24 protein-coding genes are annotated in these 24148 nt (G+C 72.1%); 17 read left to right on the forward strand and 7 right to left on the reverse strand.

Annotated elements, in window-relative coordinates; all coding sequences use genetic code 11:
- Positions 1-9 precede the first annotated feature (9 nt).
- Positions 10-783, reverse strand: coding sequence for a glycerophosphodiester phosphodiesterase (locus tag ACSIH6_RS07810; RefSeq protein WP_435107549.1), 774 nt, complete (start codon positions 781-783; stop codon positions 10-12).
- Positions 780-1529: an IspD/TarI family cytidylyltransferase gene (locus ACSIH6_RS07815; RefSeq protein WP_435107550.1), complete on the reverse strand. Its 750-nt coding sequence runs from the start codon at positions 1527-1529 to the stop codon at positions 780-782. The genes ACSIH6_RS07810 and ACSIH6_RS07815 overlap by 4 nt, the downstream gene beginning before the upstream one ends.
- A gap of 801 nt (positions 1530-2330) precedes the next feature.
- Here ACSIH6_RS07815 and ACSIH6_RS07820 point away from each other — a divergent pair.
- The 10 genes from ACSIH6_RS07820 to ACSIH6_RS07865 all read left to right on the forward strand — a co-directional run bounded on the left by ACSIH6_RS07820 (position 2331) and on the right by ACSIH6_RS07865 (position 10554).
- Positions 2331-3173, forward strand: a complete 843-nt coding sequence (locus ACSIH6_RS07820; RefSeq protein WP_435107551.1) for an ABC transporter permease — start codon at positions 2331-2333, stop codon at positions 3171-3173.
- Positions 3173-4072, forward strand: coding sequence for an ABC transporter ATP-binding protein (locus ACSIH6_RS07825; RefSeq protein WP_435107552.1), 900 nt, complete (start codon positions 3173-3175; stop codon positions 4070-4072). The genes ACSIH6_RS07820 and ACSIH6_RS07825 overlap by 1 nt, the downstream gene beginning before the upstream one ends.
- A 222-nt stretch (positions 4073-4294) precedes the next feature.
- The gene (locus tag ACSIH6_RS07830) at positions 4295-5323 is read left to right on the forward strand and encodes a hypothetical protein (RefSeq protein ID WP_435107553.1); all 1029 of its coding nucleotides are present in this window, start codon (positions 4295-4297) and stop codon (positions 5321-5323) included.
- The gene (locus ACSIH6_RS07835; RefSeq protein WP_435107554.1) at positions 5320-6051 is read left to right on the forward strand and encodes a DUF5941 domain-containing protein; all 732 of its coding nucleotides are present in this window, start codon (positions 5320-5322) and stop codon (positions 6049-6051) included. Before ACSIH6_RS07830 ends, ACSIH6_RS07835 begins: the two co-directional genes overlap by 4 nt.
- Before the next feature lie 33 nt (positions 6052-6084).
- Positions 6085-6816 carry a phosphocholine cytidylyltransferase family protein gene (locus ACSIH6_RS07840; protein ID WP_435107555.1) on the forward strand — a complete coding sequence of 244 codons (732 nt, stop codon included), beginning with the start codon at positions 6085-6087 and terminating at the stop codon, positions 6814-6816.
- Between the two features lie 5 nt (positions 6817-6821).
- Entirely contained in the window at positions 6822-7871 is a 1050-nt protein-coding gene (locus tag ACSIH6_RS07845; protein WP_435107627.1) for an iron-containing alcohol dehydrogenase family protein, read from the forward strand.
- Entirely contained in the window at positions 7849-8619 is a 771-nt protein-coding gene (locus tag ACSIH6_RS07850) for a CDP-alcohol phosphatidyltransferase family protein (RefSeq protein WP_435107556.1), read from the forward strand. Before ACSIH6_RS07845 ends, ACSIH6_RS07850 begins: the two co-directional genes overlap by 23 nt.
- Positions 8620-8876: 257 nt before the next feature.
- The gene (locus tag ACSIH6_RS07855) at positions 8877-9788 is read left to right on the forward strand and encodes a glycosyltransferase family 2 protein (protein ID WP_435107557.1); all 912 of its coding nucleotides are present in this window, start codon (positions 8877-8879) and stop codon (positions 9786-9788) included.
- 152 nt (positions 9789-9940) lie between these two features.
- Positions 9941-10294, forward strand: coding sequence for a DUF6247 family protein (locus ACSIH6_RS07860; RefSeq protein ID WP_435107558.1), 354 nt, complete (start codon positions 9941-9943; stop codon positions 10292-10294).
- Between the two features lie 98 nt (positions 10295-10392).
- Positions 10393-10554 carry a hypothetical protein gene (locus tag ACSIH6_RS07865; protein ID WP_435107559.1) on the forward strand — a complete coding sequence of 54 codons (162 nt, stop codon included), beginning with the start codon at positions 10393-10395 and terminating at the stop codon, positions 10552-10554.
- A 276-nt stretch (positions 10555-10830) separates the two neighbouring features.
- Here the strand turns inward: ACSIH6_RS07865 and ACSIH6_RS07870 are convergent, their stop codons facing one another.
- Entirely contained in the window at positions 10831-11256 is a 426-nt protein-coding gene (locus ACSIH6_RS07870) for a MarR family transcriptional regulator (RefSeq protein WP_435107560.1), read from the reverse strand.
- A gap of 287 nt (positions 11257-11543) precedes the next feature.
- On the opposite strand from ACSIH6_RS07870, the gene ACSIH6_RS07875 reads away from it, so the two are divergent.
- The 6 genes from ACSIH6_RS07875 to ACSIH6_RS07900 all read left to right on the forward strand — a co-directional run bounded on the left by ACSIH6_RS07875 (position 11544) and on the right by ACSIH6_RS07900 (position 17256).
- The gene (locus ACSIH6_RS07875) at positions 11544-12668 is read left to right on the forward strand and encodes a PP2C family protein-serine/threonine phosphatase (RefSeq protein WP_435107561.1); all 1125 of its coding nucleotides are present in this window, start codon (positions 11544-11546) and stop codon (positions 12666-12668) included.
- A 135-nt stretch (positions 12669-12803) separates the two neighbouring features.
- Complete coding sequence (locus ACSIH6_RS07880; protein WP_435107562.1) at positions 12804-13685, forward strand: STAS domain-containing protein; 882 nt, start codon at positions 12804-12806, stop codon at positions 13683-13685.
- A 19-nt stretch (positions 13686-13704) separates the two neighbouring features.
- Positions 13705-14100, forward strand: coding sequence for an STAS domain-containing protein (locus tag ACSIH6_RS07885; RefSeq protein WP_248771947.1), 396 nt, complete (start codon positions 13705-13707; stop codon positions 14098-14100).
- Positions 14097-14531 carry an anti-sigma regulatory factor gene (locus tag ACSIH6_RS07890; RefSeq protein ID WP_435107563.1) on the forward strand — a complete coding sequence of 145 codons (435 nt, stop codon included), beginning with the start codon at positions 14097-14099 and terminating at the stop codon, positions 14529-14531. Before ACSIH6_RS07885 ends, ACSIH6_RS07890 begins: the two co-directional genes overlap by 4 nt.
- A complete protein-coding gene (locus ACSIH6_RS07895) occupies positions 14528-15577 on the forward strand; it encodes a SpoIIE family protein phosphatase (protein ID WP_435107564.1) in 1050 nt (349 codons plus the stop codon). Before ACSIH6_RS07890 ends, ACSIH6_RS07895 begins: the two co-directional genes overlap by 4 nt.
- A complete protein-coding gene (locus ACSIH6_RS07900; protein ID WP_435107565.1) occupies positions 15574-17256 on the forward strand; it encodes a PP2C family protein-serine/threonine phosphatase in 1683 nt (560 codons plus the stop codon). The genes ACSIH6_RS07895 and ACSIH6_RS07900 overlap by 4 nt, the downstream gene beginning before the upstream one ends.
- Before the next feature lie 75 nt (positions 17257-17331).
- Here the strand turns inward: ACSIH6_RS07900 and ACSIH6_RS07905 are convergent, their stop codons facing one another.
- On the reverse strand, positions 17332-17937 hold the full coding sequence (locus tag ACSIH6_RS07905) for a malonic semialdehyde reductase (protein ID WP_435107566.1): 606 nt from the start codon (positions 17935-17937) through the stop codon (positions 17332-17334).
- Positions 17938-18049: 112 nt separating this feature from the next.
- Entirely contained in the window at positions 18050-19204 is a 1155-nt protein-coding gene (locus ACSIH6_RS07910) for a glycosyltransferase family 4 protein (protein ID WP_435107628.1), read from the reverse strand.
- A 122-nt stretch (positions 19205-19326) separates the two neighbouring features.
- Here ACSIH6_RS07910 and ACSIH6_RS07915 point away from each other — a divergent pair, with 122 nt between their 5' ends.
- On the forward strand, positions 19327-20550 hold the full coding sequence (locus ACSIH6_RS07915; protein ID WP_435107567.1) for an RNA-guided endonuclease InsQ/TnpB family protein: 1224 nt from the start codon (positions 19327-19329) through the stop codon (positions 20548-20550).
- A 283-nt stretch (positions 20551-20833) separates the two neighbouring features.
- Here ACSIH6_RS07915 and ACSIH6_RS07920 read toward each other — a convergent pair whose 3' ends face one another.
- Entirely contained in the window at positions 20834-22198 is a 1365-nt protein-coding gene (locus tag ACSIH6_RS07920; protein ID WP_435107568.1) for a nucleotide sugar dehydrogenase, read from the reverse strand.
- A 103-nt stretch (positions 22199-22301) separates the two neighbouring features.
- Positions 22302-24032 (reverse strand): glycosyltransferase family 4 protein, encoded by a 1731-nt coding sequence (locus ACSIH6_RS07925; protein WP_435107569.1) that lies wholly within the window; start codon positions 24030-24032, stop codon positions 22302-22304.
- Between the last annotated feature and the right edge of the window lie 116 nt (positions 24033-24148).

Raw genomic sequence — 24148 nt, forward strand, 5'->3', positions numbered from 1 at the left:
CGGTCCGGCTCAGGGCCTGCCGGAAGCGCCGCCCTTGAGCGCGGACACCGTCCCGGGGACGTCGTCCACCACGACCGCGTCCATCCCCGCCTCGGCGAACCGCGCCGCGTCCACGGGGTCCGGGCACCAGGAGACGACCTCGATCCCCGCCCGGTGCGCCAGGTCCACGGTGTACTCCACCGACCGGCGATCGGGTCGGGGCGCGTCGCCGGACAGACCGAACGAGCGCGCGTCGATCGCCACCACCGGGCACCCCATCCCGGCGGCGCCCGCCACGGCCTGGTCCAGCGGGTTGCGCACGAACGGCATCCACGCCGTGGGCACCGACGGAACCTCCTCGCGGACGGCGAGCAGGACGCCCGGGTCGAAGGAGCAGACGAACATCCGGCGACGTCCGGCCTCCCCGCGCAGGTACGGCAGGAGAAGCGAGACCGTCCGGCGCGAGGGCGCGTCGACCGCGTCCTCCATCACCGACTTGACGTCCACGTCCAGGCCCACCCCGGCCGGGATCGCGGACAGGCCCTCCTCCAGGCCGATCAGCCCGGCCTCGGCGCACTCGCGCGCGGTCAGCTCCACGATCGCGCGACCGTCGTCCAGGGCGGCGTTGTGGTGGAGGACCAGCGCGTCGTCGGCGGTGCGGCGCACGTCGATCTCGATCCAGTGCGCCCCGGCCCGCGCCGCCGCGGCGTAGGACTCCGCCGTGTTCTCCCGGGCGCCGTCCACCACGCCGCGCCCCGCGCCGCGGTGCCCGACCACCTCGGTCGCCTCGAAGACCCGGTTCACGCGTCCGCCCCCGACAGGGCGGCCCGCTCGCGTTCGCGGCGCAGTAGCGTCTCGGCGATCTCCACGTCGCCCGGGTTCGTCACCTTGATGTTCGCCTCCTCGCCCGGCACGATCCGCACCTCCTCCTCCGGCAGGTACCGCAGCACCACGCCGCAGTCGTCGGTGGCCACCAGGTCCGGGTCGGCCGCGGCCAGCTCGTAGGCGCGGCGGACCACACCGAGCCGGAAGCCCTGCGGAGTCTGCATCCTGCGCAGCTCCGCGCGCGGGGGGACCTGCGCGATCACCTCGCCGCCGGAGCGGCCGGGCGCCACCCGCACCACGGTGTCGGCGCTGGGCACCGCGACCCCGACCGCGCCCGCCTCCTCCAGCGCGGCCACGCACGCGCTGATGGTGGCCGGGCTCACGAGCGGGCGCGCGGCGTCGTGCAGCAGTGCCAGGTCGGTGTCGGCTGCGCCGACCATCGCGGCCAGGGCGGCGAGGGAGGTGCCGGTGCGGGTCGCGCCGCCGGGGAGGACGGCGGTGACCTTGGTGAACCCGGCCGCGTCGACGATCTCCCGGACCCGGTCCAGGTACTCCTCGACCATGAGCACGACGATCTCGTCGACGTCCGGGCACGCCTCGAAGGCGGCGATCGCGTGCTCCAGGATGGGCCGACCCTCCAGGGGCAGTAGCTGCTTGGGCGCGGGCGCGCCCATCCGCGCGCCCACCCCTCCGGCCAGAACCGCCGCGATCACGCGCGGACGCATGGCTCCACCTCTTCCGTCGTCCACGGCCGCCGTCCACAGCGGCCGGATGCCCCTGGTGCGCCCGGTCGCGTTCGGGTTTCCTGGATGTACGGGGGGTTCCCGGGACCCGCCGACACCGTGCTGCCCAACGGCAACGCGCTGCCCAACGGCAACGCGCTGCCCAACGGCAACGCGCTGCCCGACGACAACCGTGCCGCTCACCGACACCGTGCTGCCCGCGGTCCCGCGGCCCGGCGCGGCCCGGTGCGCTCCCGGCCGAGGCTAGCCGACAGCCCGCCGCACCGCGCCTTCGCCCGGCGCCCCGCCCCGCCCGCCCCGTCCCGGCACACCCCGAACAGCCTTTCCCCGTGCGGAGACCACCCTGCCCAACCCCCCAGCGCCTCCGCCCCACCCCGCCCCACAACACCACTTCTGTCGGGTTCGGCACCCGGTCCGGCGCCCCCGTCCGACGGCCCCTCCGCCCGGTGCGACGCCCGGTCCCACAAGGCACTCCGCCCTCCGCACGCCGCTCCCGGCGTCCCTGGGCGAAGGCACAAAACACGCATTGGTGACAGGTGGGGTGGCACAGCCCGTCGTTCGCGGCGGTAACCTATGGACGCCTGTATGGCGTGCCCGGCGCCGACCTCCTCCCAGAAGCGGTCGTTGAACCGGGCGCGGTCCGTGACATCCCCCGGTCGCCCGGACACGCTCCCCCGTTTCGGTACGCCGTACGGGGTGGACCGCGTATGTCGGCCGGTGCGCACAGGCGAATTACGAGCACGCCCGTCCGGTCTCAGCGTGGACCGGACGAGACATCAACCCTTGGAGGTGGCGGTGGCGTCAAGGGCGCTGGCCGTCTGGGAGCACCGGAAGGTCGTCGGCCTCCTGGTCCGGCGCGACCTGAAGGTCAAGTACCAGCAGTCCGTACTGGGGTACGCGTGGACGATGTTGGAGCCGCTGGCTCTGACGGGGGTCTACTTCGTCGTCTTCGGCCTCATCCTCAACGCGCAACGGGGTATGCCGGAGGGGGCCCCTGGCGGCTTCCTGCTGTTCCTCGTGGCGGGGATCCTGCCGTGGAACACCTTCGGGGCGATCCTGTCCGAGGCGCCCCGCGCGATGATCACGCACGCCAAGCTGATCACCACCATGAAGGTGCCGCGGGAGATCTTCCCCATCGCCACGGTCGGCACGAAGCTGGCCGAGTACCTGCTCACCTGGCCCGTGCTGATCCTCTTCGTGATCTTCCTCGGCGGCAGGCCCTCGTGGGAGGGCGTGCTGCTGTGGCTGCCGCTGGCCGTCGTGCTCCAGTTCGCCTTCGGGCTGGGCCTCACCCTCTTCCTGTCCGCGGTCAACGTGCTGCTGCGCGACGTCGAGCGCCTGGTGCGCATCGCCTCCCGCATCCTGTTCTACGGCTCGGCGATCCTCTTCCCGGCCGCGATGGTGCTCGACTCCGCCGCGGTCCCCGAGTGGGCGAAGACACTCTTCCAGCTCAACCCGCTGCTGGGTATCTTCGAGATGCACCGTGCCGTGTGGTTCGCCGGGTTCGAGAGCCTCACCCCGAGCACGCTCGCGTTGACCTCGTCGGTGGTCGGTTCGATTCTCATGCTGATCATCGGATACTGGACGTTCCGCCGTCTGGAGATGTCCGTCCTGAAGGAGCTGTGATGGCGCACACGACCTACGGCGCCGGGACCACCACCGGGCCGGTCATCGAGGCCAAGGGCCTCGGCGTCAAGTTCGCCGTGAACCGCCGGCGCAAGCGCAGCCTGCGCGAGATGTTCATCCACGGCACCAAGCGCGACCCCAACGCCGAGGGCGACGAGTTCTGGCCGCTGCGCGACGTCACGTTCGACATCGGGCGCGGCGAGTGCGTGGGCATCGTGGGCAAGAACGGCACCGGCAAGTCGACCCTGCTCAAGCTGATCGCCGGGGTGCTCATCCCCGACGAGGGCGAGGTGCACGTCCACGGCAAGGTCGCCCCCCTGCTGGAGCTGCGCGCCGGGTTCAACGACAACCTGACCGGCCGCGAGAACGTGTACCTGGTCGGCTCCCTGCACGGGATGACCGAGAAGCAGATCGACGAACGCTTCGACGAGATCGTCGACTTCGCCGAGATCAAGTCCAAGTTCGTGGACACCCCGGTGCGCCACTACTCCAGCGGCATGAAGGTGCGGCTCGGCTTCGCGCTGATCTCCCAGCTGGAGCACCCGATCATGCTGGTCGACGAGGTGCTCGCGGTCGGCGACAAGGCCTTCAAGCGCAAGTGCTACGAGGCCATCGACCGCATGCTGGCCAACCAGCGCACGATGGTCCTGGTGTCGCACAACGAGAAGGACCTGCGCCGGTTCTGCAACCGCGGGCTCTACGTCAAGGGCGGCGGGCTCGCCCTGGACACCGACATCGACGCCGCGCTCGCCGCCTACAACGACGACACCCAGGCGGAGATCGACGAGCGCAAGAAGCGCGACGAGGACAAGAAGAAGCGCGCCGAGGAGAAGGCCAGGAAGGCCGCCGAGGCCGACAACGGCGGCGGAGCGGACGGCGACGGCGGCCAGGCCGCCTGAGAACCGTCCGGATCCGCCCGGCCCTCCCGCCGAGCGCACTGACGCACTGACGCGCACCACCGGAGTCCTGTCCGGCGGTGCGCGTCTCGCGTGTCACCACATGTCCGGACAGGGCCCCGCGCCCCCGGCCGCGCCACGGCGATCCGCGCGTGTGTCAGTGATTGAATCGTTACACGGAGTGAGGAACGGTGTCTCTCAGCAGAGCTGGGAGGGGACACGTCCATGGCCCACAGCGGCACCGTGGCGCGGCTGGCCGCGCGGATGCTGGAACGCAGACACGTCACCCGCGCCGGGGTGGCCCGGATCAGCGTCCTGGGGGCCGTCGGCGCGGCGGTCTGGTTCTCCCGGGCCGACACGGTCGGCGGCCTGGCGGGCTCGGCCTTCCTCGGCGCGGTCCTGTTCTGCGACGCGGTCCGCGAGCGCATGCGGGCCGACCGGCGCGACGCCCTCACCCTGTGGCTCGTGGCGATGCTGTCGCAGCTGCGCGAGTACGCGGTCTACCTCGGCCTGGCGGCGGGCGCCGTGGCCGCCGGGACCGGCGGGGCCTGGGGGTGGGCCGCGGGCGCGCTGGTCGCCCTGGCCCTGCGCGACTCGCTCCTGGCGTCCGGATCCGCTCCGGCCGACCCGGGGCAGGGGTCGGGCCGAAGGAGACCCCCGCCGTCCGCCCAGCGGCCCGCTGGCGGCCTCCTGGGGGGTCTGGCGCCCCGCCCGCCCCAGGAATCCCGCACCAGCGACCCCGGACTGACCGCGCGGCTGTTCGGCGCCACTGTGGTGGACGGCACAACGGGCGGCTCGCGTCCGACCCGTGCCCCCGCCGGAGCCTCCGCGAACGGAACGGCCGTGAACGGGCCCGCGGTGAACGGAATCCGCGCGAACGGGGCTGAGGTGAACGGGGCTGAGGTGAACGGGGCCGTCAGACGCGGGGCCCCCTTGTACGGAAGCTCTGAGGAAGGGACCTCACCGAACGGCGTCTCTCCGAACGGGACCTCCCCGAACGGGGCCTCTGCCGGGGACCGCGCCGACGGCCGGACCGATGACCGGACCGACGACCGCGCCACAGACGGCCGCGTCGACCGTCCCGTCCCCTCGCCGCTGCGCCGGATCACGGACTTCCCCCAACCCGTGCGCTTCCTGGCCATCGCGGTGACAGCCACGCTCTGGGACGCGCGCGTCGCCTTCGTCACCCTCGTCGTCGGCTGCGTCGTCGCGGCCACCGCCCAACTCGCCGATCCCGCCCGGAGCCGACGGTGAACGTGAGCGCCGCGCACGGGGGCCCGGACCGGGACCAGTACGACCCGATCCGTCCCGACCTGCGGTTTCTTCGTGATGACAGTCACATGGCGCTCCTGCTCGGCCGGATCGCCCCCGGGGGAGCGCCGCCGCTGCTCACCGCGCTCACCGGGCTCCTGGTCGTCGGAACGCTCCTCGCGGCAGGCCACGGACGGCTGGCAGGCATTACCCTGTTCGCACCGGTCGCTGCCCTGCTACTGTCCGGACTGGCCTCGGGCCATCCCCACGACGGACGGTTCGACTGGCTCGTGCCACCCGTCCTGCGCGTCACCGAGTACGGATACCTGGCGGTCCTGGGGCTGGCGTCCGGTGTACCGGGTCCCCTGGTGTTCGTACTCTTGGTGGCGGTCGCCTGTCACCACGGCGACGACGTGGCCCGTCCCGCGGTCGGCTCGGCCCGTCCCGAAGGGGTGCGCGCCGCGGCCCTCGGCTGGGACGGCCGCATGCTCGTCATCGCGGTCGGAGGAGCGCTGCACGCGCTCGCCCCCGCCTACGGCATACTCGCCGGATACCTGGCGGTGCTGCTCGTCCGCGAGGCCGTGCGCACCTGGAGCGCGACACCGGTGGCCGACGTGCGCGCCAGCGCCGCCCCCGGCGACGGCGGCACGGGCCAGGGGGATCCGCGGATCCCCCGACCAGGCCACGCAGACGGGGGCCAACCGGCCGCCGGAACGAACGGGGAGGCGTGAGAGCCCTCCCCGACTAAGGAGGAACACGCCCTCATGCTCGGAATGGTTCTCGCCGCAGGCGCGGGGCGCCGTCTACGCCCCTACACCGACACCCTGCCCAAGGCCCTGGTGCCCGTCGACGGTGAGACGACCATCATGGACATCTCGCTGCGCAACCTGGCGGCGGCCGGGCTGACCGACGTCGTCGTCGTGGTCGGCTACCGCGCGGAGGCGGTCGAGGCGCGCAAGGAGGCCCTGGAGGAGCGCCACGGCGTCAAGCTCACCCTCAGCCACAACGACAAGGCCGAGGAGTGGAACAACGCCTACTCCCTGTGGACCGCGCGCGAGTTCTTCTCCGAGGGCGTCCTCCTCGTCAACGGCGACACGGTTCACCCCGTGAGCGTCGAGGAAACGCTACTCGCCGCACGGGGACCGGAACTCCTCCTCGCGGTGGACAGCGTCAAAAGCCTCGCTGACGAGGAGATGAAGGTGACCCTCGACGAGGAGGGCCACCTGCGCACGATCACCAAGCTCATGGACCCGGCCACCGCCGCGGGCGAGTACATCGGCGCCACCCTCATCGAGGGCTCCCTGGACGCCCGTCTCGCCGACGCCCTCAAGACCACCTGGGAGCGCGACCCGCAGCTGTACTACGAGGACGGCTACCAGGAGCTGGTCAACCGCGGCGAGAAGGTCGCCGTGGCGCCGATCGGCGAGGTGGACTGGGTCGAGGTCGACAACCACGACGACCTGGCCAAGGCGAGGGAGATCGCATGCCGCTACTAGCCCGCATGCTCCCCTCCCCGCTGGCGATCGACGTGCGCCGGGGAGCCGTCGCCTCCCTCGGGACGCTGCTCGCCGACCGCAGGATCGCCACCGAGGGCCGCATCGCCGTGGCCGTCGGCCCGGGCCAGGGGGCGCAGATCGCCTCCGAGCTGGACCTGCCCAACTGCGAGGTCTTCCACGTCGAGGAGGGCACCGTCGACGCGGCGACCGAGCTGGGCAAGAGGCTCCGCTCGGGCGCCTACGAGGCGGTCGCCGGGATCGGCGGCGGCAAGACCATCGACGTGACCAAGTTCGCCGCCACCATGGCGGGGATCCCCATGGTGGCCGTGGCCACCAACCTCGCGCACGACGGCATCGCCTCGCCGGTCAGCTCGCTGGAGCACGAGGGCGGCAAGCCCTCCATCGGCGTGACCATGCCCATCGCCGTGGTCATCGACGTCGACTACGTCCGGGCGGCCCCCTCGCACCTGGTGCGCTCGGGCATCGGCGACGTGGTCAGCAACATCTCCGCCATCGAGGACTGGGAGCTGGCGGGCCGGGTCAACGGCGAGCCGGTGGACGGGATGGCCGTCACCTTCGCCAGGGTCGCGGCCGAGGCGGTCCTGCACCGCCCGGACTCGGTGGAGTCCGAGGCCTTCCTCACGGTGCTCGCCGAGGGCCTGGTGCTCTCGGGGATGGCCATGTCGGTGGCCGGGTCCAGCCGCCCCGCCAGCGGCGCGTGCCACGAGATCCTGCACGCGGTCACCCAGCTCCACCCGGGCACCAGCAACCACGGCGAGCTCGCCGGGCTGGGCGCGCTGTACGCGTCCTTCCTGCGGGTGCGGCACCTGGACTGGTCGGAGGCGCGGATGGGCGAGATCCGCGACTGCCTGATCCGCCACGAGCTGCCCGTCGTGCCCTCCGACGTCGGACTCGACGAGGCGGAGTTCGCACGGGCGGTGGTCCACGCCCCGGACACCCGTCCGGGCCGGTTCACCATCCTGGAGCACCTGAACCTCTCCGAGGACGAGATCGGACGGAGCGTCAAGGACTATGTCGAAGCCGTCGGTCGCTGAGGTCCGCGCGGGCGGCCAGCCCGTCGGCATCAAGGAGAGGACGAACGAGGAGCACTGGGCGGGCCGCCTCTACATGCGCGACCTGTCCCCGTACCTGACCACGTTCTTCGTCCGGCTCGGCGTCCCCCCGAACCCGATCACCTACCTGATGATGGCCTTCGGCGTGCTCGCCGGGGTCGTGGTCGCCTTCGGCGGCCTGTGGTCGGCGATCGTGGCGGCGCTGTTCGTGCAGGTGTACCTGCTGCTGGACTGCTCCGACGGAGAGGTGGCCCGCTACACCGGCCGCACCAGCGTGGCCGGGATCTACCTGGACCGGATCGGCCACTACGTGTCCGAGATCGCACTCCTCATCGGACTGGGCGTGCGTGCCCAGGGCGAGTGGGAGCCGGGCGGCTGGGTGATCCTGGGCATGGCCGCGGCGATCGGCGTGGCGCTCATCAAGGCCGAGACCGACAACGTGGTGGTGGCGCGCGCCAAGGCGGGCCTGCCGGAGAAGGTCTCGGACGAGGCGATGCGTCCGCGCTCGTCCGGGCTGAGCCTGGCCCGCCGCCTGGCCTCGGCGCTGAAGGTGCACCGCCTCATCCAGGCCGTGGAGCTGTCCCTGATCGTCGTGGTGGCGGCCGTGGTGGACGCCTTCCTCGGCGACCTGACGGCCACCCGGATCCTGGTGGCGGCGTGCGCGGCGGTGGGCGTGCTGATGAGCTTCGCGCACTTCGTGAGCGTGCTCGCCTCGCGTCGCCTCGAATAGCACGGACAGTTCGGGCGTCCCCGCCCCGAACCGGGGCGGAGCGACACGAACAACGCTCCGGTGACGTTGACGTCACGAACGGGGCCGTGCAGGTTACCCTGTCCACGGTCCCGTCCACCTTCCCTTTATTCTTTCGTTAGTCTGTTTCTGCGAGTGTTGGTCATGTGTCAACCTTCCAGAAACACGTCATCCACTGAACGGTCGCAGCCATGGCCACACCCGTGATTCCGTCCTCGCCGAGCCCGGAGAAGCCTGAGATGACGGTCTCCCCAGCGCCCAGAGCCGAACGGAGCCGCCCCCAGGTGTCCGCGCCCACCCTGTCCTGCGTCCTGCTGACGATGGGCAACCGTCCCGCCGAGCTGCGCCGTGCCATCACCAGCGTGTTCGAGCAGGAGGACGCGGACGTCGAGGTCGTGGTCGTCGGCAACGGCGCGGACCTGCCGGAGCTGCCCGAGGGCGTCACGCGGGTGCGCCTGCCGGAGAACGTGGGCATCCCCGAGGGACGCAACCACGGTGTGCGCGCGACCAGCGGCGACATCGTCCTCTTCCTGGACGACGACGGCTGGTACCGGTCCACGGACCTGGCCCGCCACGTGCGCGAGCGCTTCGCCGCCGACCCGTCGCTGGGCGCGCTGTCCTTCCGTATCGCCGACCCCGACGGCGGCCCCGACCAGCGCCGCCACGTGCCGCGCCTGCGTGTGGGCGACTCCCGGAAGTCGAGCGTGGTGACCACGTTCCTGGGCGGGGCGTGCGCGATCCGGCGCACCGCCTTCGAGGCCGGGGGCGGCCTGCCGGGCGACTTCTTCTACGCGCACGAGGAGACCGACCTCGCCTGGCGGATCATGGACGCGGGCTACGGGATCGAGTACGACGCCGACGCGGTGATGTACCACCCGGCGGTGGCGCCGACCCGGCACGAGGACTTCTACCGGCTCAACGCCCGCAACCGGGTGTGGCTGGCCCGCCGCAACCTGCCCTGGCCCCTCGCCGCGGCCTACCTCGGCACCTGGGTCGGGCTGACCGTGCTGCGCGAGCGCGACCGCGGCGCGCTGCGCTCGTGGTTCGCGGGCTTCCGGGAGGGCTGGCGCGAGGAGGCCGGTCCGCGCACCCCGATCAGCTGGTCGACCGCGTGGAGGATGACCCGCGCCGGACGCCCGCCGATCATCTGACCTCCCGCCCGGCCCCGGCGACGGGCCGGGCGCCGCCCCCGGGACACCGGTACGCCGGTCCCGCCCGTGAGCCAGCCCGGGACGCCGGTGGAACGGGGCAGGATTCTGGTGACACCACAGCGGCTCCCGGATTCGAAGGCGGGGCGACAGCCATGTCCGAGCAGCCTCTGGTCCAGGCGTCCGAGCACCCGATCGTTCCGCGCCCGGTCCCCAACCCGGCCGCCCTGCGCGAGGCCGTGGCGCGTATCACCCCCTCCCGGCTCAGGGAGTTCGACCGTCGGCTCGTGGAGGCCAGCACCAGCGCCCAGACGGGGCAGACGCTGGGGCCCCTGTGGCTGTTCTGCCGTTCGTGGGCCCAGTTCGTGGAGATCCACAGACATCCCGACGTGGCACGCAGGCACGAGGAGCTGCTGGCCATGGTGGAACAGGGCCATCCGGACACGCGGGAGGCGGCCTCGGAGATCTCCCGCATCCTGGCCTGGGCCGACGCGGGGCTCGACGAGTGAGCGCGTGGTCCTGGTGCTTCGAGCCCTCCGACCTGGCTGAGGGGCTGCCGGTCGGCGCGGTGGCGTAGATCGAACGGCTGGCGTCGGAGCTGGCGGCCATGGGAGCCGAAGCCGACCAGGTGGGACATCCGCAGGACCGTTCGGGAGGGCTACGTGAGTTCCCCCTGGGAAACGGCGTCGGGTCCTTCTCGTTCCTGGTGGCGCACCATCTACGGGAGATCGTGATCGTGCGGGTCACACTGTGGCCGCACAAGGCGTGACGGAGGGGCCGGCGCGGTAGCCGGTCCGGCCACAGCAGAGCACAGCACGGCAGAGCCCTCGCGCGACCGCGCGAGGGCTCTGCCGTGTTCGGGTGGTGGCCGCGGTCTCGTTCCGGCGTCCGAAAACTGTTGCCGCTTGACAATAGTTGCCTCTGTCGGCATTGTTTACGGTTGGGAAGCCCGCCCCCGGGGCGCTGGCTGCCCCGGACAGGGCGGGGACGCCGAGGTTCCACCCACACGTGGTGCCGGGCCGACCGTCTGATCCGCACCAGTGGCTCAGGCCGTACGGAAGTTCGTCTGGTCGGAGCTGTCGGAGTGTTCTTCGGCGCGGCTCGCCGCCTCGCGGAAGGACACGAGCCCTTCCATGAGCATCACCCGCTTCCGCGGGGGCATGCGGGCGATGACCTCGTGGAGCTCCGCCTCCCTGCGGGCTCTCAGGTCGCGCAGGAAGGACCGGCCGCTCTCGCTCAGCCAGAGCCTCAGCTCACGACGGCTGTTGGGACTCGGCGTCCGGGTCACGAAGCCGACCGCCTGGAGGCGGTCGCACAGCCGGCTCACGGACGGAGGGGTGGAACCCAGGCGCTCGGTCACAGTACGCAGGTTCACGCCGTCCTCCTCCTCAAGGATGAAGAGGACCTTGAGCTGCGGAGGAGAGACCGGTGAGGAGGCGACCTCACGGCCGCGCCCCCAGAGCACTTCCATGAGTTCGGTGACGGTGGATGCCGCACGGGCTGCCTCGGCTGTCGGTTCCTGTGATTCAGGACTCACTTTCCACTCTCACACATCGCGTCTGTGAGCCGTACCCGTCCGCGAGTCGGAAACCGGGTATCTCTACGACCATAACGGAACGCCCCGTTCCGTGCCCGCCGACCGTACCCGTGCCGGTGCGCGGGGTACTTCTCCAATCGGCACAGAAAACGCAGGTCGAGCCAGTGAACATATTCGAGACCGTAGCGCGGTCCCTTCGTGAGGCCCAGCCGCACGGGCTCATGGCGGTCCTCCGTGAGGCTCTCGCTGAGGACTACGCGGCGGCGTCCGCCGAACTCTTCCTCGCCGACTACGGACTCAAGGTACTCTGCCACGTCCCCGATCCGCCCGACGAGTGCGCGGGGGAGCACTCCGTCTTCAACAGTGTCGTGGGCAGGGTCTTCGGCGCGCAGGAGACCTTCGTCGAGGACAGCTTCGGGTCCGAGGCCGTGACCGTCCACCTTCCGGTGAGCGCCCGCGGCGACCGGCTGGGCGTGCTCACCGTCGAGTTGAAGGCGGACGGCTACTCCGCCGAGGTGCTCGCCCAGCTGGAGCAGGTCGCCGACGTGCTCGGGCACGAGCTCCTCGTCGCCGAGCGCGACACCGACGTCTACCGGGCGCTGCGCCGCAGGGACCGCCTCACCCTGGCCGCCGAGGTCCAGTGGGACCTGCTGCCGGGCCGGGGCTTCGAGTGCCCCGAGTACAGTATCGGCGCCCAGCTGGAGCCGGCCTACTCCATACGGGGTGACAACTTCGACTGGTCGGCCGCGCCGGACCAGCTCATCCTGGGCATCACCAACGGCATGGGCGAGGGCATCGACGCCTCGCTCCTGACCAGCCTGGCGGTCAACGCCCTGCGCAACGCCCGCCGCGGCGGGATCCCGCTCGCCGACCAGGTGGCCCTCGCCGACAAGGCCGTCTACTCCCACTACCGGGGAGAGCGCTACCTGGACGTCCTCCTGCTCGGCTTCGACCTGGCCACCGGCGAGGTGCAGGCGGTCGACGCCGGCTCGCCCCTCCTCTACCGCCTGCGCGGCGACCGGGTCGAACAGCTGCCCTTCGAGGCCCAGCTGCCCATGGGCATGGCGGAGGACACCGTGTACACCGCGGAGAGCTTCAGGGTCGAGCCCGGCGACCGGCTGGTGTTCGTCAGCGACGGGGTGTTCGACGCCCGGGGCGCCTCCGAGGAGGAGACCTTCGGCAGCCGGGCCCTGTCCCGGGCCATCCTGGCCACCAGGCTGGTGCCCAGCGCCTCCGTCCCCCAGGAGGTCCTGCGCCACCTGGCCGAGTACCGGGGCGAGCACGAGTCCGTCGACGACGCGCTGGTGGTCTGCCTGGACTGGAGGGGACGGACAGAACAGGCGTAGGCGCGGTGCCGCGCCCACGGTCCGGTGCGCACCGTGTCCCATTTCCACCCGTCCTCCGTCTGGTAGACAATTGCCACGCGGCAACAACGTAGGACCTACCCCTTACAGCGACATGCAGTGACCACGAGGAGATGTATGACTGACGGAGCATCCGACCACTCCGGGTCGGGCGCGCGGATCGTGTCCGCCTTCCTCCGGCGCCGCAGGGAGCAGATCGCCCAGCGGTGGGCCGACCTCCCCCTCTTCCAGACGGTGTTCACCGTCACCCGGGACGAGGCCGTCGAGGCCTGTCACGCGGTCGTCGACTCCCTCGCGGTGGTCGCCGACAGCGGACGCGTCGACGACCTGGAGGCCCCGGGCTTCCACCCCGTCCGCGAACAGCTCGTCGCGATGACCGCCTCGCGGACGAGGTCGGGCCTGTCCATCGCCCAGGTCGACCGCGAGGTCGGCGTCCTGGGCGAGACCGCGATGGAGCTGCTGGTCGCGGAGGCCCCCGGGACCGGCTCCGAGGAGCTGTGCGAGATCCGCCTCCAGCTCGCCACGCTGTTCGCCACCCTGCGGGTCATGGTCGTCGAGAGCATGCTCCAGGAGAACCAGGAGATCATCCAGCGCCAGCGCCAGCAGCTCCTGGAGATGGCGACCCCGGTCGTCAAGCTCTGGGACCGCCTCGTCGCCGTGCCGCTCATCGGCATGCTCGACAGCGCACGCAGCCAGGTGGTGATGGAGAACCTCCTGGAGGCCATCGTCGAGCACAAGGCCACCATCGCCATCCTGGACATCACCGGTGTGTCGACGGTGGACTCGCTCGTGGCGCAGCACCTCATGAAGACCGTCGCCTCGGCGCGGCTCATGGGCGCGGAGTGCGTGATCTCCGGCATCCGCCCCGCCATCGCCCAGACCATCGTCCAGCTCGGCCTGGACCTGGGCCCGGTCACCACGCGGGCCAGTCTGGCCGACGCGCTGGAGTGGGCGCTGGAGCGCCGCCAGCACAACGCGCCGTCCATGCAGGGTTCCTGAGAGCTGATCGGACAGGTACGTGACTAGTCCTCCCACCATCCCCGTCCTCGACCTCGGCGGGCTGCTGCTCGTGAGCATCCAGGGCGAACTCCCCGACGAGGCCGCGGTCGACCTCCAAAACGACGTGACCGCCGCGGTGGCCGACACCGGTTCGCGCGGGCTCATCATCGACATCAGCTCGCTCGACATGGTCGACTCCTTCCTCGCGCGCGTCCTCGCCGAGGTGGCGGCCTCCTCCCGGCTCCTCGCGGCCAGGACCGTCCTGGTCGGCATGCGTCCGGCGGTGGCCATCACCCTGGTCGAACTGGGCCTGACCCTGCCGGGTATGGACACCGCCCGTACGGTCACCGAGGCGGCGGCCAGCTTCGGGGTCACCATCGAGCGGAAGGAACGGCCGGAACGGGGCGCGACGTGAGCCAGGCCTCCGCGGAGCCGATCCGCGTGCCCATCCGCAGGGACACCGACCTGACGGCGGTCCGCCAACAGGTGCGCGCCCTGGCACAGCAGACCGGATTCGGCCTGGTCCAACAGACCAAGCTCGTGACCGCGGCCAGTGAGCTGGCCCGCAACACACTCCTGCACGGCGGGGGCGGATCCACCGAGATCCGCGTCGTCCACGGCCGGACCGGGCAGGGCGTGTGCGTGTCCTTCGTCGACTCCGGGCCGGGGATCCCCGACGTGGACACGGCCCTGACCGACGGCTACTCCACCGCGGGCGGCCTGGGCATGGGCCTGAGCGGCTCCAAACGCCTCGTGCAGGAGTTCGAGATCCAGAACCTCCCCGAGGGAGGGACCAGGGTCACCATCACCTCCTGGGCCGATCCCTACGGGCGCGGAGCCCGATGACCAGGGTCTGGGACCTGGCGGTCACCGACGCCACGCGCGTGCCCGACGCGGCCAGGACCGCACGGAGCGCCGCGCGCGGCGTCGGCCTGGACGGGGCCGCGGCGGATGCCGCGGCCCTCACCGCGTCCGAACTGGCGACCAACATGTGCAGGTACGCGGGCGGGGGTCGCTTCGTGGCGGAGGAGGCCCGGGCCCCCTGGGGGGAGGCCCGGGGCCTGCAGATCCTCGCGCTGGACCACGGTCCCGGCATCCCCGACGTCCCGCGCGCCATGGAGGACGGCTTCTCCACCGCGGCGGACTCCCTGGGTGCGGGGCTCGGCGCCTGCGCGCGCGCCGCCGACTTCTTCGAGGTCCAGAGCGCCCCCGGAAGGGGGACCGTCGCGGTGGCCCGGTTCGCCCGGCCCGCCGACCGCGCCCTGTTCGGCGCACGCGCGGCCATGGGAGGGATGCACCTGCCCCTGGGCGGAGACAGGTTCTCCGGCGACGCCCTGGCCTTCCACGGCGGCGGAGGCCTGCGCACGGTCATGCTCGCGGACGGGCTCGGGCACGGTGAGGCCGCCGCGGAGGCCGCCGACGCGGCCACGCGCTTCGTGACCGGGAGCAGGGGCGGGGCCCCCGACGCGCTGCTGCGCGGACTGCACGAGGCGCTGCGCCGCACGCGCGGCGCGGCCGTCGCGATCGCCGCGGTGGACGAGTCCCGGGGCCGCCTCACCTTCTGCGGGGTCGGCAACATCGGCGCGCGCCTGTACCGGGACGGGCGTTGGGAGACGCTGCTCTCCCAACCCGGGATCGTGGGGGCCTTCTCCCTGCGAACACCGGCCCCGGCACTGCGCGCGTGGTCGCCGGGCGACATGCTCGTCCTGCACAGCGACGGGCTGCCGGGGCGCTGGAAGCCCGAGGGCACCGAACGGCTGCGCGGCCACGACGCGGCGGTCGCGGCCGGAGCGGTGTTCCGGGACTCGGGCAGCGCGGCCCGTCCGCTGCGCGACGACACCAGCGTCGCCGTGGTCACGCACACCGTACGCCCTGACGGGGGAGGACGATGACGCAACCGCTGCTCGACCTGCGGGTCCGCGGCGCGGTCGACGCGGCGCTGGCCCGTGCGGCCATGGCGCGCGTGCTCGGTGCCGCGCGCGCCGGGGACGAGGCCGAACTGGAGTTCCTGGACGGCGCCTCCTCGTGGGCGCTGCGCGCGGCCGGACCCGGCGTTCCGGCCGCGCTGGCGGTGGAGTTGTCCGAGGACGGGCTCGCCCTGCGCGCCACCGTCCGCGACGGCTCGGGGGAGAGCCGGTGGGAGTCCGAGCTGTCCCTCTCCGAGCCCCTCGACGCGGGGGCCGCGGCGGCCGGGGCTCCGGAGGGAGCCGACGCCGAACTCCTGGCGGCGGAGCTGCTGCGCGTCTCCGAGCGCGCGGGGAGGGCGGCCGCCGTCGCGGCCGAGCGCGCACGCGAGCTGGAATGGCACCAGCGCGAGCTGGAGGAGACCAACCAGGGCGTGCTCGCCCTGCACGCCGAGCTCGCCGAGGCCAGCGACGAGCAGCAGAGGCTCCTGGCGGCCGAGCGGTCGGCCCGGGACCAGGCGGAGGCCGCCCGCAACAGGCTCACGTTCCTCTCCACGGCCAGCGCGAGGCTCATGACCTCCCTGAACCAGTCGGAGATCTTCGCCCGCCTCCATGACCTGCTCGTACCCGGGCACGCGGACGCCGTCGAGGTGTGGCTCACCGGTGAGGACGGCGGCCTGTGCGCCTCCGACGGGCGTGAGACGGCCGTGCCGGGCACGGTGCTCCTGGCCGCGGCCCGGCGGCGGCCCACGGACGCCCTGGCCGAGGAGGGGCAGCTGGCCCTCCCGCTGCTCACGGGCTCGGGGCTGCTCGGGGTGCTGCTGCTGCGCCGCGCCGGCCCCCCGGACGCCGACGACGAGGTCCTGCTGGTCGAGCTCGCGGGGCGGGTGGCGGCGTCGCTGGACAACGCGCGCCGCTTCGAGCGCGAGCGCGACACGGCGGCCACCCTCCAGCGCGCCATGCTCACCGAGCTGCCCGAGACTCCGGGCATGGAGCTGACGGCCCGCTACCTGCCCGCCACGCGCGGGATGAACGTGGGCGGCGACTGGTACGACGTCTTCTCGCGGGGCGACGGCGAGTTCATCGGCGTGATCGGCGACGTCACCGGACACGGCATCCACGCCGCGGTGATGATGGGCCAGCTGCGCACGGCCCTGCGCGCGTACGCGTTGGAGGAGCGCAGCCCGGCCGTGCTGTTGGAGCGCCTGCACCGGCTGCTGGGCCACCTCGAACCGGACCTGTTCGCGACCGCCGTCATCGTGCGCTTCCGGCCGGGGGACCCCGAGGTGGTGATGGCCGGAGCCGGGCACCCGCCGCCGTTGTGGCGGGACGGCGAGGGCACGGCCCAGGCGGTGCGGCTCCCGTCCGGCGGCATGCTCGGCCTGCCGGTGGAGCTGTCCTACACCGACCACACCGTCGAGCTGCCGCCGGGCGCCGCGCTGCTGCTGTACAGCGACGGCCTGATCGAGCGGCGCGGTGAGTCCATCGACGACGGGATCGCGCGCCTGGTGGAGGGCTTCGGCGGGCCACCGTACTGGCGGGGCGGCCCGGACCAGGCAGCCGACGACCTGCTGGACGCCATGGTCAAGTACCAGGACTGCGACGACGACGTCTGCCTGCTGGTCTTCCTCGCCGCCGAGCGGGACACCCCGCGGGCGGACGGGTAGCGGCCCGGTCCCGCACACGCCGAGGGCCGGGCACCTCTTCGGTGCCCGGCCCCTTCGGGCGCGTCAGGCCGCGGATCAGACCTCGGTGACGGTCTCGTCGTACTCCAGGCGCGGCAGGCGGTCGAACCACGCGTCCGGGCCCGGCCTGCCGATGTTCATGACCACCAGGGGCCGCAGCGTGGAGTCCTCGCCGAAGAACTCGCGGCGCACGCCCTCGGCGTCGAAGCCGGTCATCGGTCCGGCCGCCAGGCCGGCGGCGCGCACGCCCAGGAGCAGGTAGCCGATCTGGAGGAAGGCGTTCTGCAGGGCCATGCTCTCGCGGGCCTCGACGGGCATCCCGGAGAAGTTGTCCCGGGCGTCGGGCGCGACGGGGAAGGTCTTCGGGAAGTGCTCGTGGAAGTCGGAGTCCGCGGACAGGATCAGGGTGAGCGGCGCCGTCGAGGTCTTGGGGGCGTTGTTGCCCGCCATGTGCGGCACGAGGCGCTCACGGGCCGAGGCCGAGCGCACCACGGTGACCCGCAGCGGCTGGTTGTTCATGGCGGTCGGCCCGTACTTGACCAGGTCGTGGATCGCGCGGACCTGCTCCTCGGTCACCGGCTCGTCGGTGAAGCTGTTCGCGGTACGCGCGTCCCGGAAGAGCAGGTCCTGGGCCGCCTTGTCGAGAACCAGGGCGTCAGTCATGTGTTTCCTCGTCGTGCTCGTGGGGTGGCGGGGGGCCGTGCGGAGTCGGCTCCGACAGGGACCACAACACTTGTTGACGAGGAAGATATTTCTTGGAGAGTTAGAAGTGGGGTCAATCACGCACGGGAGTGCGCTGGCGACTCCGCGGGGGCGGCACGACGGGCAGAGGTTCGCCGGAGGCCTCGTCCGCCCACGCCTCCAGGCGCTTGACGAACAGGCGCGCCTGGACCGGCCAGTGGAAGGAGGTCCGCGCGATCCGGTGCCCGGTGCTCGCCAGGTTCCGGCGCAGCTCCTCGTCCCGGCGCAGCCGCAGCACCGACTCCGCCGCGGCCGACACGTCCCCGAACGGCACCACCAGGCCCGACGGGCCCTCGGGGCGGCCGGTCACCAGCTCCTGCGCCATCGGGTTGGGCGTGGTCACCACCGGAAGGCCGTGCGCCATGTACTCCACGACCTTGGTCGGCATCGAGTGCCGGTAGTTGGGCGTGTCGTGCAGCAGGCTCAGCCCCGCCATGGCGCCCGCGCAGATCCGCAGCGCACGGTCGTTGGGCACGAACCCGTACCAGTTGAGGACGTCCTCCTGCTGGGCCTCGCGCAGCAGCGGCCGCACCCCGGCGTCGGCGCCGCCGATCACCTCCAGGCGCACACCGTGCGGGCGCAGCATGCGCCCCAGCTCCACCAGTTCGCGCGCGCCGCGCGCCTCGGACACCTGGCCCAGGTACACGATCCGGTCGTCGCCCGGTTCGCGCGCCGGGAACTCCGGCACGTCGGTGGTGTTGGGCACCACCGGGTGCTCCAGGCGGAACCGGGAGCGGTACCCCTCCTCGGCCAGCAGCAGCCGCATCCGCCGCTCCGCGTGCCGCTCGAAGGAGCGCACCACCGCGCCCAGCGGGCGCCGCAGCGCCCGGGGCACCCACGCCTTGGTGAGCAGGGCCGCGGCCGTGTCCTCGTGCACGTCCCACACCGTCACCGGGCGCCTGGGCGGCAGGGCCAGCAGGAGTTCGGGGTCGTGGAAGAGCAGCAGGTCGGCCATGGGCGCCTGCTCGGCGAGCACCGCGCGGGCGGCGCGCAGCGAGGCGAGCCGTTCGCGCCCCGAGGCGCGCGGCACGTCCACCGAGCGCAGTTCCGACCACGGGGTCACCCCGCACTCGCGGAACGGCGCCACATAGGTCACGGTGTGTCCGGCGTCCAGCAGGGCGCGGATCTGCCGGTGCAGGATCCGTGCGTCCTCCGGATGGTGCACCACCGTGGCCACGAGCGCGTGCATCGAGTTCACCAGACCTCTCGAAAAATGCCCCAGCCTTGAGACTGGGAAGGAACCCGGGCAAGCAACCCCGGCTTTCCGTGTTCTGGCTTACACATATCTTTCCCTGGTGTAAGTTCTGCTTCATGCGGACGGCGTACAAGTGCCGGGCCTACCCGGACCCCGAGCAAGCGGCCCAGTTGGGCCGCACGTTCGGCTGCGTGCGCCTGGTGTGGAACAAGACCCTCGCCGACCGCCACACCGCCTATCACCAGCGGGGTGAGAAGACCTCGTACCAGCAGACCGACGCGGCGCTGACCCAGTGGAAGAAGACCGAAGACCTGGCGTTCCTGTCCGAGGTGTCCTCGGTCCCGTTGCAGCAGACCCTGCGCCACCAACACAGCGCGTTCGCGAACTTCTTCGCCGGGCATGCCAAGTACCCGCGATTCAAGTCCCGCAATGGGAGACAGTCGGCGCACTACACCCGCAGCGCGTTTCGCATACGCGACGGCCAACTCTTTCTGGCCAAGCAGGAAGCGCCGCTTCACCTGGCCTGGTCCTTCGACGACGTCGGCCTCGCCTTGCTGAACCCGACCACGGTCATCGTCTCCCGTGAGGCGGACGGGCGCTGGTACGTCGCCTTCGCCGTGGAGACCACCGATCCCGAACCCGCCCCGCACACCGGACACGAGATCGGCCTCGACCTGGGTGTGAAGGACTTCGCGGTCACCTCCGACGGGGAGAAGATCGCCAACCCCCGCCACCTGGAGCGCAAAGCCAGGAACCTGGCCCGCTACCAGCGGCGCATGGCCCGCAAGCGGCGCGGGTCGGCCAACCGGCGCAAGGCCAAGGCCAAGGTCGCCGCCGCCCACCGCAAGGTCCGCCACGCCCGGAACGATTTCCTGCACAAGACCACCACACGGCTGGTCCGCGACCATGGCCTGGTCGCGATCGAGGACCTCAACGTCGCGGGCATGGTCACCAACCGGCGTCTCGCGCGCGCCATCTCCGACTGCGGGTGGGGCGAGTTCCGCCGCCAGCTGGAGTACAAGTGCGAGCGGGCCGGTCGCACCCTGGTGGTGATCGACCGGTGGTTTCCCTCCAGCAAGACCTGCTCGACGTGCGGGTACCTGCTGGCCACGCTTTCCCTGGGCACCCGGCACTGGACGTGCCCTGCCTGCCGCACCCGACACGATCGGGACGTCAACGCGGCCAAGAACACCCTTGCGGCTGGTCGAGTCGCAGCCAGGGAGAACCCTGGTGATGCCCGTGGAGCTGGTGTCAGACGGCAAGGGTCCTCCCTTCCGCAGTCGGCGACGAAGCGGGAAACCGCTGTCGTGAGGCAGTCCGCGTCAGCGGAACCGTCCTGAAGGGGCGGTTGGACTTCCCCGCCTTCAGGCGGGGGAGAAAGACAACTACCTGTGTCGCCGTCTGAGCTCTTGTGCGTTCAGTGAAGCCTCGTCCGCCCCTCCCGGGGCGGTGTCAGCTCTTCGCCACGGTATTCAGCGGGGGAGACGCGCCGAGGAAAGCCCGGTGGCCGCACGGGGTGCAGCGGGTGAACCTTCGGTCAGGGGAAGGTGAACGCCGAAAGGCACGCCGATGGACGGGGGTGTGCGTCCGGATCGGCGTGCCTGGCGGGCGGGGTTCCTCAGGTCACAGGACCTGGAAGCCCTCGCGCGTGACGTGGCGCCGCACCTGCGAGGGGACCGCGGGGTCCGTCTCGGGGTCGGGGCGGCGCAGCACGCCCCGGGTGTCCAGGAGCAGCCGCGCGTACTCCTCCAGCCGCTTGGGCCGGTACTCGGCGTGGTCGGTGAGCAGGATGGTCAGGTCGGCCTCGGCCAGGGCGCGGTCCAGGTCGGTGGACCTGGGCACGTCCACGTCGTCGACCTGCCAGGACTCCACGTGCGGGTCGTGGTAGGTCAGCGTGGCGCCCTTGGCTGCCAGCTTGCGCGCGACCGGTCGGGCCGGGGACTCGCGCTGGTCGGCGATGTCGGCCTTGTAGGTGACGCCCAGCAGCAGCACCTTGGAGCGCGACAGCGCCAGGCCGGAGTCGTTGAGCAGCTCCTGCGCCCGCTGGATGACGTAGGAGGGCATGCGGCCGTTGATCTCCTGGGCCAGCTCCACGAACCGGAACGGGTAGCCGAGGGTCTTGACCTTGTACGACAGGTAGTTCGGGTCGATGGGGATGCAGTGGCCGCCCACGCCCGGGCCCGGGTAGAAGGCCTGGAAGCCGAACGGCTTGGTGGCCGCCGCGGCGATGGAGTCCCACAGGTCCACGCCCAGCTCCTGGCAGAAGATGGCCATCTCGTTGACCAGGGCGATGTTGACGTGGCGGTAGGTGTTCTCCAGCAGCTTGGCCATCTCCGCCTCGCGGGTGCCGCGCGCCCGCACCACCGTGTTCACGAAGGCGCCGTAGAAGTCCGCCGCGGCCTCCCCGCACTCCGGCGTCAGGCCGCCGACCACCTTGGGCGTGTTGGCCACGCCGAAGGTCGGGTTGCCCGGGTCGATGCGCTCGGGCGAGAAGGCCAGGTGGAAGTCGGCGCCCGCGACCAGGCCGGACTTCTCCAGCAGCGGGCGGACGACCTCCTCGGTGGTGCCGGGGTAGGTGGTCGACTCCAGGATCACCAGGGTGCCGGGCTGCAACTGGGCGGCGATCGTCTCGGCCGCGGACGTGACCGCGCCCAGGTCGGGGCCGCCCTCGGCCGACAGCGGCGTGGGCACGCAGATCACGATGGTGCGCGTGGCGGCCAGGCAGGCCGGGTCGGTGGTCGCGGTGAAACCGCGGTCCAGCATCCCGCGGACGTCCTCCGCGGAGAGGTCGTCCACGTGCGACACGGCGTTGTTGAGCCCGGCGACGACGCGGTCGCTCACGTCCAGACCGGTGACCTTCAGGCCAGCGGACACGGCTTCGGCCGCCAGCGGCAGGCCGACGTAGCCGAGGCCGAGAACGACGAGGTCGCTGACCGCACCGGCGGACTGCTCGGAGACAAGGGCTGGGTTGGAGGCTGCGGCATCCACTTCGTGGTCACACTCGCATTCATCTCGTGAACGGGCGTAAATAGCGGGGAGTGCCATTGCTCAGTGCGTTGGACGTCCGAGTGTAGGCACGTGTTGTCCACGCTTACGGGTTCTGGCCTGGTTCGGTCATTTCTCGAATCCGAACCCGATACGCCTGGTTGTAGCGGTATGCGGCCTCGGCCCAGGTGCGGTCAGCGCCGACGAGGCTGCGACCTGCACTGCCGTAGGAGATCCGCTTTTCACGACTGTAAGCGAGTTTTGTCAGCACATCGGCTAGAGTCGCCGATTCGCCCGCCGGAATTAACTCTCCGGTCACTCCCGGTTCCACGATCTCTCGCAACGCGGGAAGATCACTGGCCACCACCGGAAGTCCGCCCGCCATGGCCTCCACGGGTTTGAGCGGGGTGACCAGACGGCACACCCGCTCGTCGCGCCGCGGCACCGCGAACACGTCCAGGGCGGCGTGGTGGTCGCGCACCCGCGCGGCCGGGACCCGGCCGGTGAAGTGCGCGGCCCCCTCCAGGCCCAGCGAGTCGGCCACGGAGCGCAGCGCGGGCAGCTCGGGCCCGTCCCCCACCACCAGGGCGTGCGCCGCCTCCCCGCGTTCGCGCATCAGGGCCACCGCCTCCAGCAGCGTGTCCAGGCCCTCGTAGCCGAAACAGCTGGTGGTGGTGCCCACCACGAAGTCCTCGCCGCCGATCCCCAGTTCCGCGCGCACCCCGGCGCCCGAGGGCAGCGGGGCCAGGAAGGAGGTGTCCACCGCGTTGGGCACCACCAGCAGGCGCTCGCGCGGCACGCCGCGCGCCTCGATGTCGGCGCGCATCGCCTCGCCCAGGGTCACCACCAGGTCGGCGGCCAGCATGCACTCGGTCTCGCTCGCGCGCTCGGCCCGGTAGAAGGCGTCGTCCACGCTGCGCGAGGGGTCGCGTGAGAGCCACGACTCCTCCAGGAAGCCCCGCACCTCGTACACCACCGGCAGGCCGAACCTGCGGCCCAGCTCCAGGGCCAGGCGGGCGTTGTGGTGGTTGCTCGCGGCGTGCAGCACGTCGGGCCGCAGCGCCTCCACCAGCTCCGACCCCAGCCGCACCCCCGCGGCCAGCTCCCGCTCGGCGTCGGCGGGCGCCGTCCAGGGGAGCAGCCGGTGGTAGGGGACGCCGTCCACCCGCACCAGCGTGCGGGGGTCGGGCACCCCCTTGACCAGCGGGTACCCCGCCCTGGTGACCACGTGCACGTCCATCCCGGCCTCGCGCTGGGCGACCGCGATCTTGTGGGTGCGCTGGGTGTAGCCCGCGTTGGTGTGCGGCAGCGCGTTGGTCACCAGATGCAGCACCCGCAGACCCGCCCCGGGTGACGCCGGATCCCCGGCCACACGCCACCGTTCACCCTCCGACGCCTCCGGTCGCCGAGCGTTCACCGTGGCGTCGGACGGCGTTCGTGGATCGCGGGTTAACGTGATGGCGTGACGGTCAGGCGACGTGGACGGGGGCGTGGCGACAGCGCGTCCCGTGGCCAGGGCCGTCCGGTACTCCGCGGCCTCCCGGAGAGCGCCTTCCGGAAGCTGTTCGACCAGCTCCCGGGCGGTGGCCGCGTCTCCCGCCGCCAGGCAGGCCGCCACCAGGCGGCCCACCCGGCGGGGGGAGGCACCGCTCGCCGCGGCGAGCACCGCCTCGCGGGCGTCCGCGCGCCGGCCCTGGTCCCACAGGGCGTAGGCGCGGGCCCGGCCGCCCGCCCGGGAGGCCAGGGCGCGCACCGCGCGCCTCGGCGGACCGGGCGTCAGCCGCAGCGCCAGCAGCGGCAGCCGGGCCGGTTCGGCCCGCAGGTGTCGCCAGGCCAACGAGAGGGTGAACGTCGCCGCCCGCGGCCAGCGGGTGCGCGGACGCGGAACCTGGGATTCGGAAGCTTGGGTGTCATGCACGGTCAGTCACACAACCACGCGGACGTGACCGTACG

Source organism: Nocardiopsis synnemataformans, assembly GCF_965343085.1.
In the GTDB taxonomy this organism is placed as follows: Bacteria; Actinomycetota; Actinomycetes; order Streptosporangiales; family Streptosporangiaceae; genus Nocardiopsis; species Nocardiopsis alborubida.

Excerpts from the sequence above, each read along its gene's own strand:
- ACSIH6_RS07815 (WP_435107550.1), bottom strand. The coding sequence starts at position 1,529 with ATGCGTCCGCGCGTGATCGCGGCGGTTCTGGCCGGAGGGGTGGGCGCG.
- ACSIH6_RS07825 (WP_435107552.1), top strand. The coding sequence starts at position 3,173 with ATGGCGCACACGACCTACGGCGCCGGGACCACCACCGGGCCGGTCATC.
- ACSIH6_RS07830 (WP_435107553.1), top strand. The coding sequence starts at position 4,295 with ATGGCCCACAGCGGCACCGTGGCGCGGCTGGCCGCGCGGATGCTGGAA.
- ACSIH6_RS07840 (WP_435107555.1), top strand. The coding sequence starts at position 6,085 with ATGCTCGGAATGGTTCTCGCCGCAGGCGCGGGGCGCCGTCTACGCCCC.
- ACSIH6_RS07845 (WP_435107627.1), top strand. The coding sequence starts at position 6,822 with ATGCTCCCCTCCCCGCTGGCGATCGACGTGCGCCGGGGAGCCGTCGCC.
- ACSIH6_RS07850 (WP_435107556.1), top strand. The coding sequence starts at position 7,849 with ATGTCGAAGCCGTCGGTCGCTGAGGTCCGCGCGGGCGGCCAGCCCGTC.
- ACSIH6_RS07855 (WP_435107557.1), top strand. The coding sequence starts at position 8,877 with ATGACGGTCTCCCCAGCGCCCAGAGCCGAACGGAGCCGCCCCCAGGTG.
- ACSIH6_RS07860 (WP_435107558.1), top strand. The coding sequence starts at position 9,941 with ATGTCCGAGCAGCCTCTGGTCCAGGCGTCCGAGCACCCGATCGTTCCG.
- ACSIH6_RS07865 (WP_435107559.1), top strand. The coding sequence starts at position 10,393 with ATGGGAGCCGAAGCCGACCAGGTGGGACATCCGCAGGACCGTTCGGGA.
- ACSIH6_RS07870 (WP_435107560.1), bottom strand. The coding sequence starts at position 11,256 with ATGGAAGTGCTCTGGGGGCGCGGCCGTGAGGTCGCCTCCTCACCGGTC.
- ACSIH6_RS07875 (WP_435107561.1), top strand. The coding sequence starts at position 11,544 with ATGGCGGTCCTCCGTGAGGCTCTCGCTGAGGACTACGCGGCGGCGTCC.
- ACSIH6_RS07880 (WP_435107562.1), top strand. The coding sequence starts at position 12,804 with ATGACTGACGGAGCATCCGACCACTCCGGGTCGGGCGCGCGGATCGTG.
- ACSIH6_RS07895 (WP_435107564.1), top strand. The coding sequence starts at position 14,528 with ATGACCAGGGTCTGGGACCTGGCGGTCACCGACGCCACGCGCGTGCCC.
- ACSIH6_RS07900 (WP_435107565.1), top strand. The coding sequence starts at position 15,574 with ATGACGCAACCGCTGCTCGACCTGCGGGTCCGCGGCGCGGTCGACGCG.
- ACSIH6_RS07905 (WP_435107566.1), bottom strand. The coding sequence starts at position 17,937 with ATGACTGACGCCCTGGTTCTCGACAAGGCGGCCCAGGACCTGCTCTTC.
- ACSIH6_RS07910 (WP_435107628.1), bottom strand. The coding sequence starts at position 19,204 with ATGCACGCGCTCGTGGCCACGGTGGTGCACCATCCGGAGGACGCACGG.
- ACSIH6_RS07915 (WP_435107567.1), top strand. The coding sequence starts at position 19,327 with ATGCGGACGGCGTACAAGTGCCGGGCCTACCCGGACCCCGAGCAAGCG.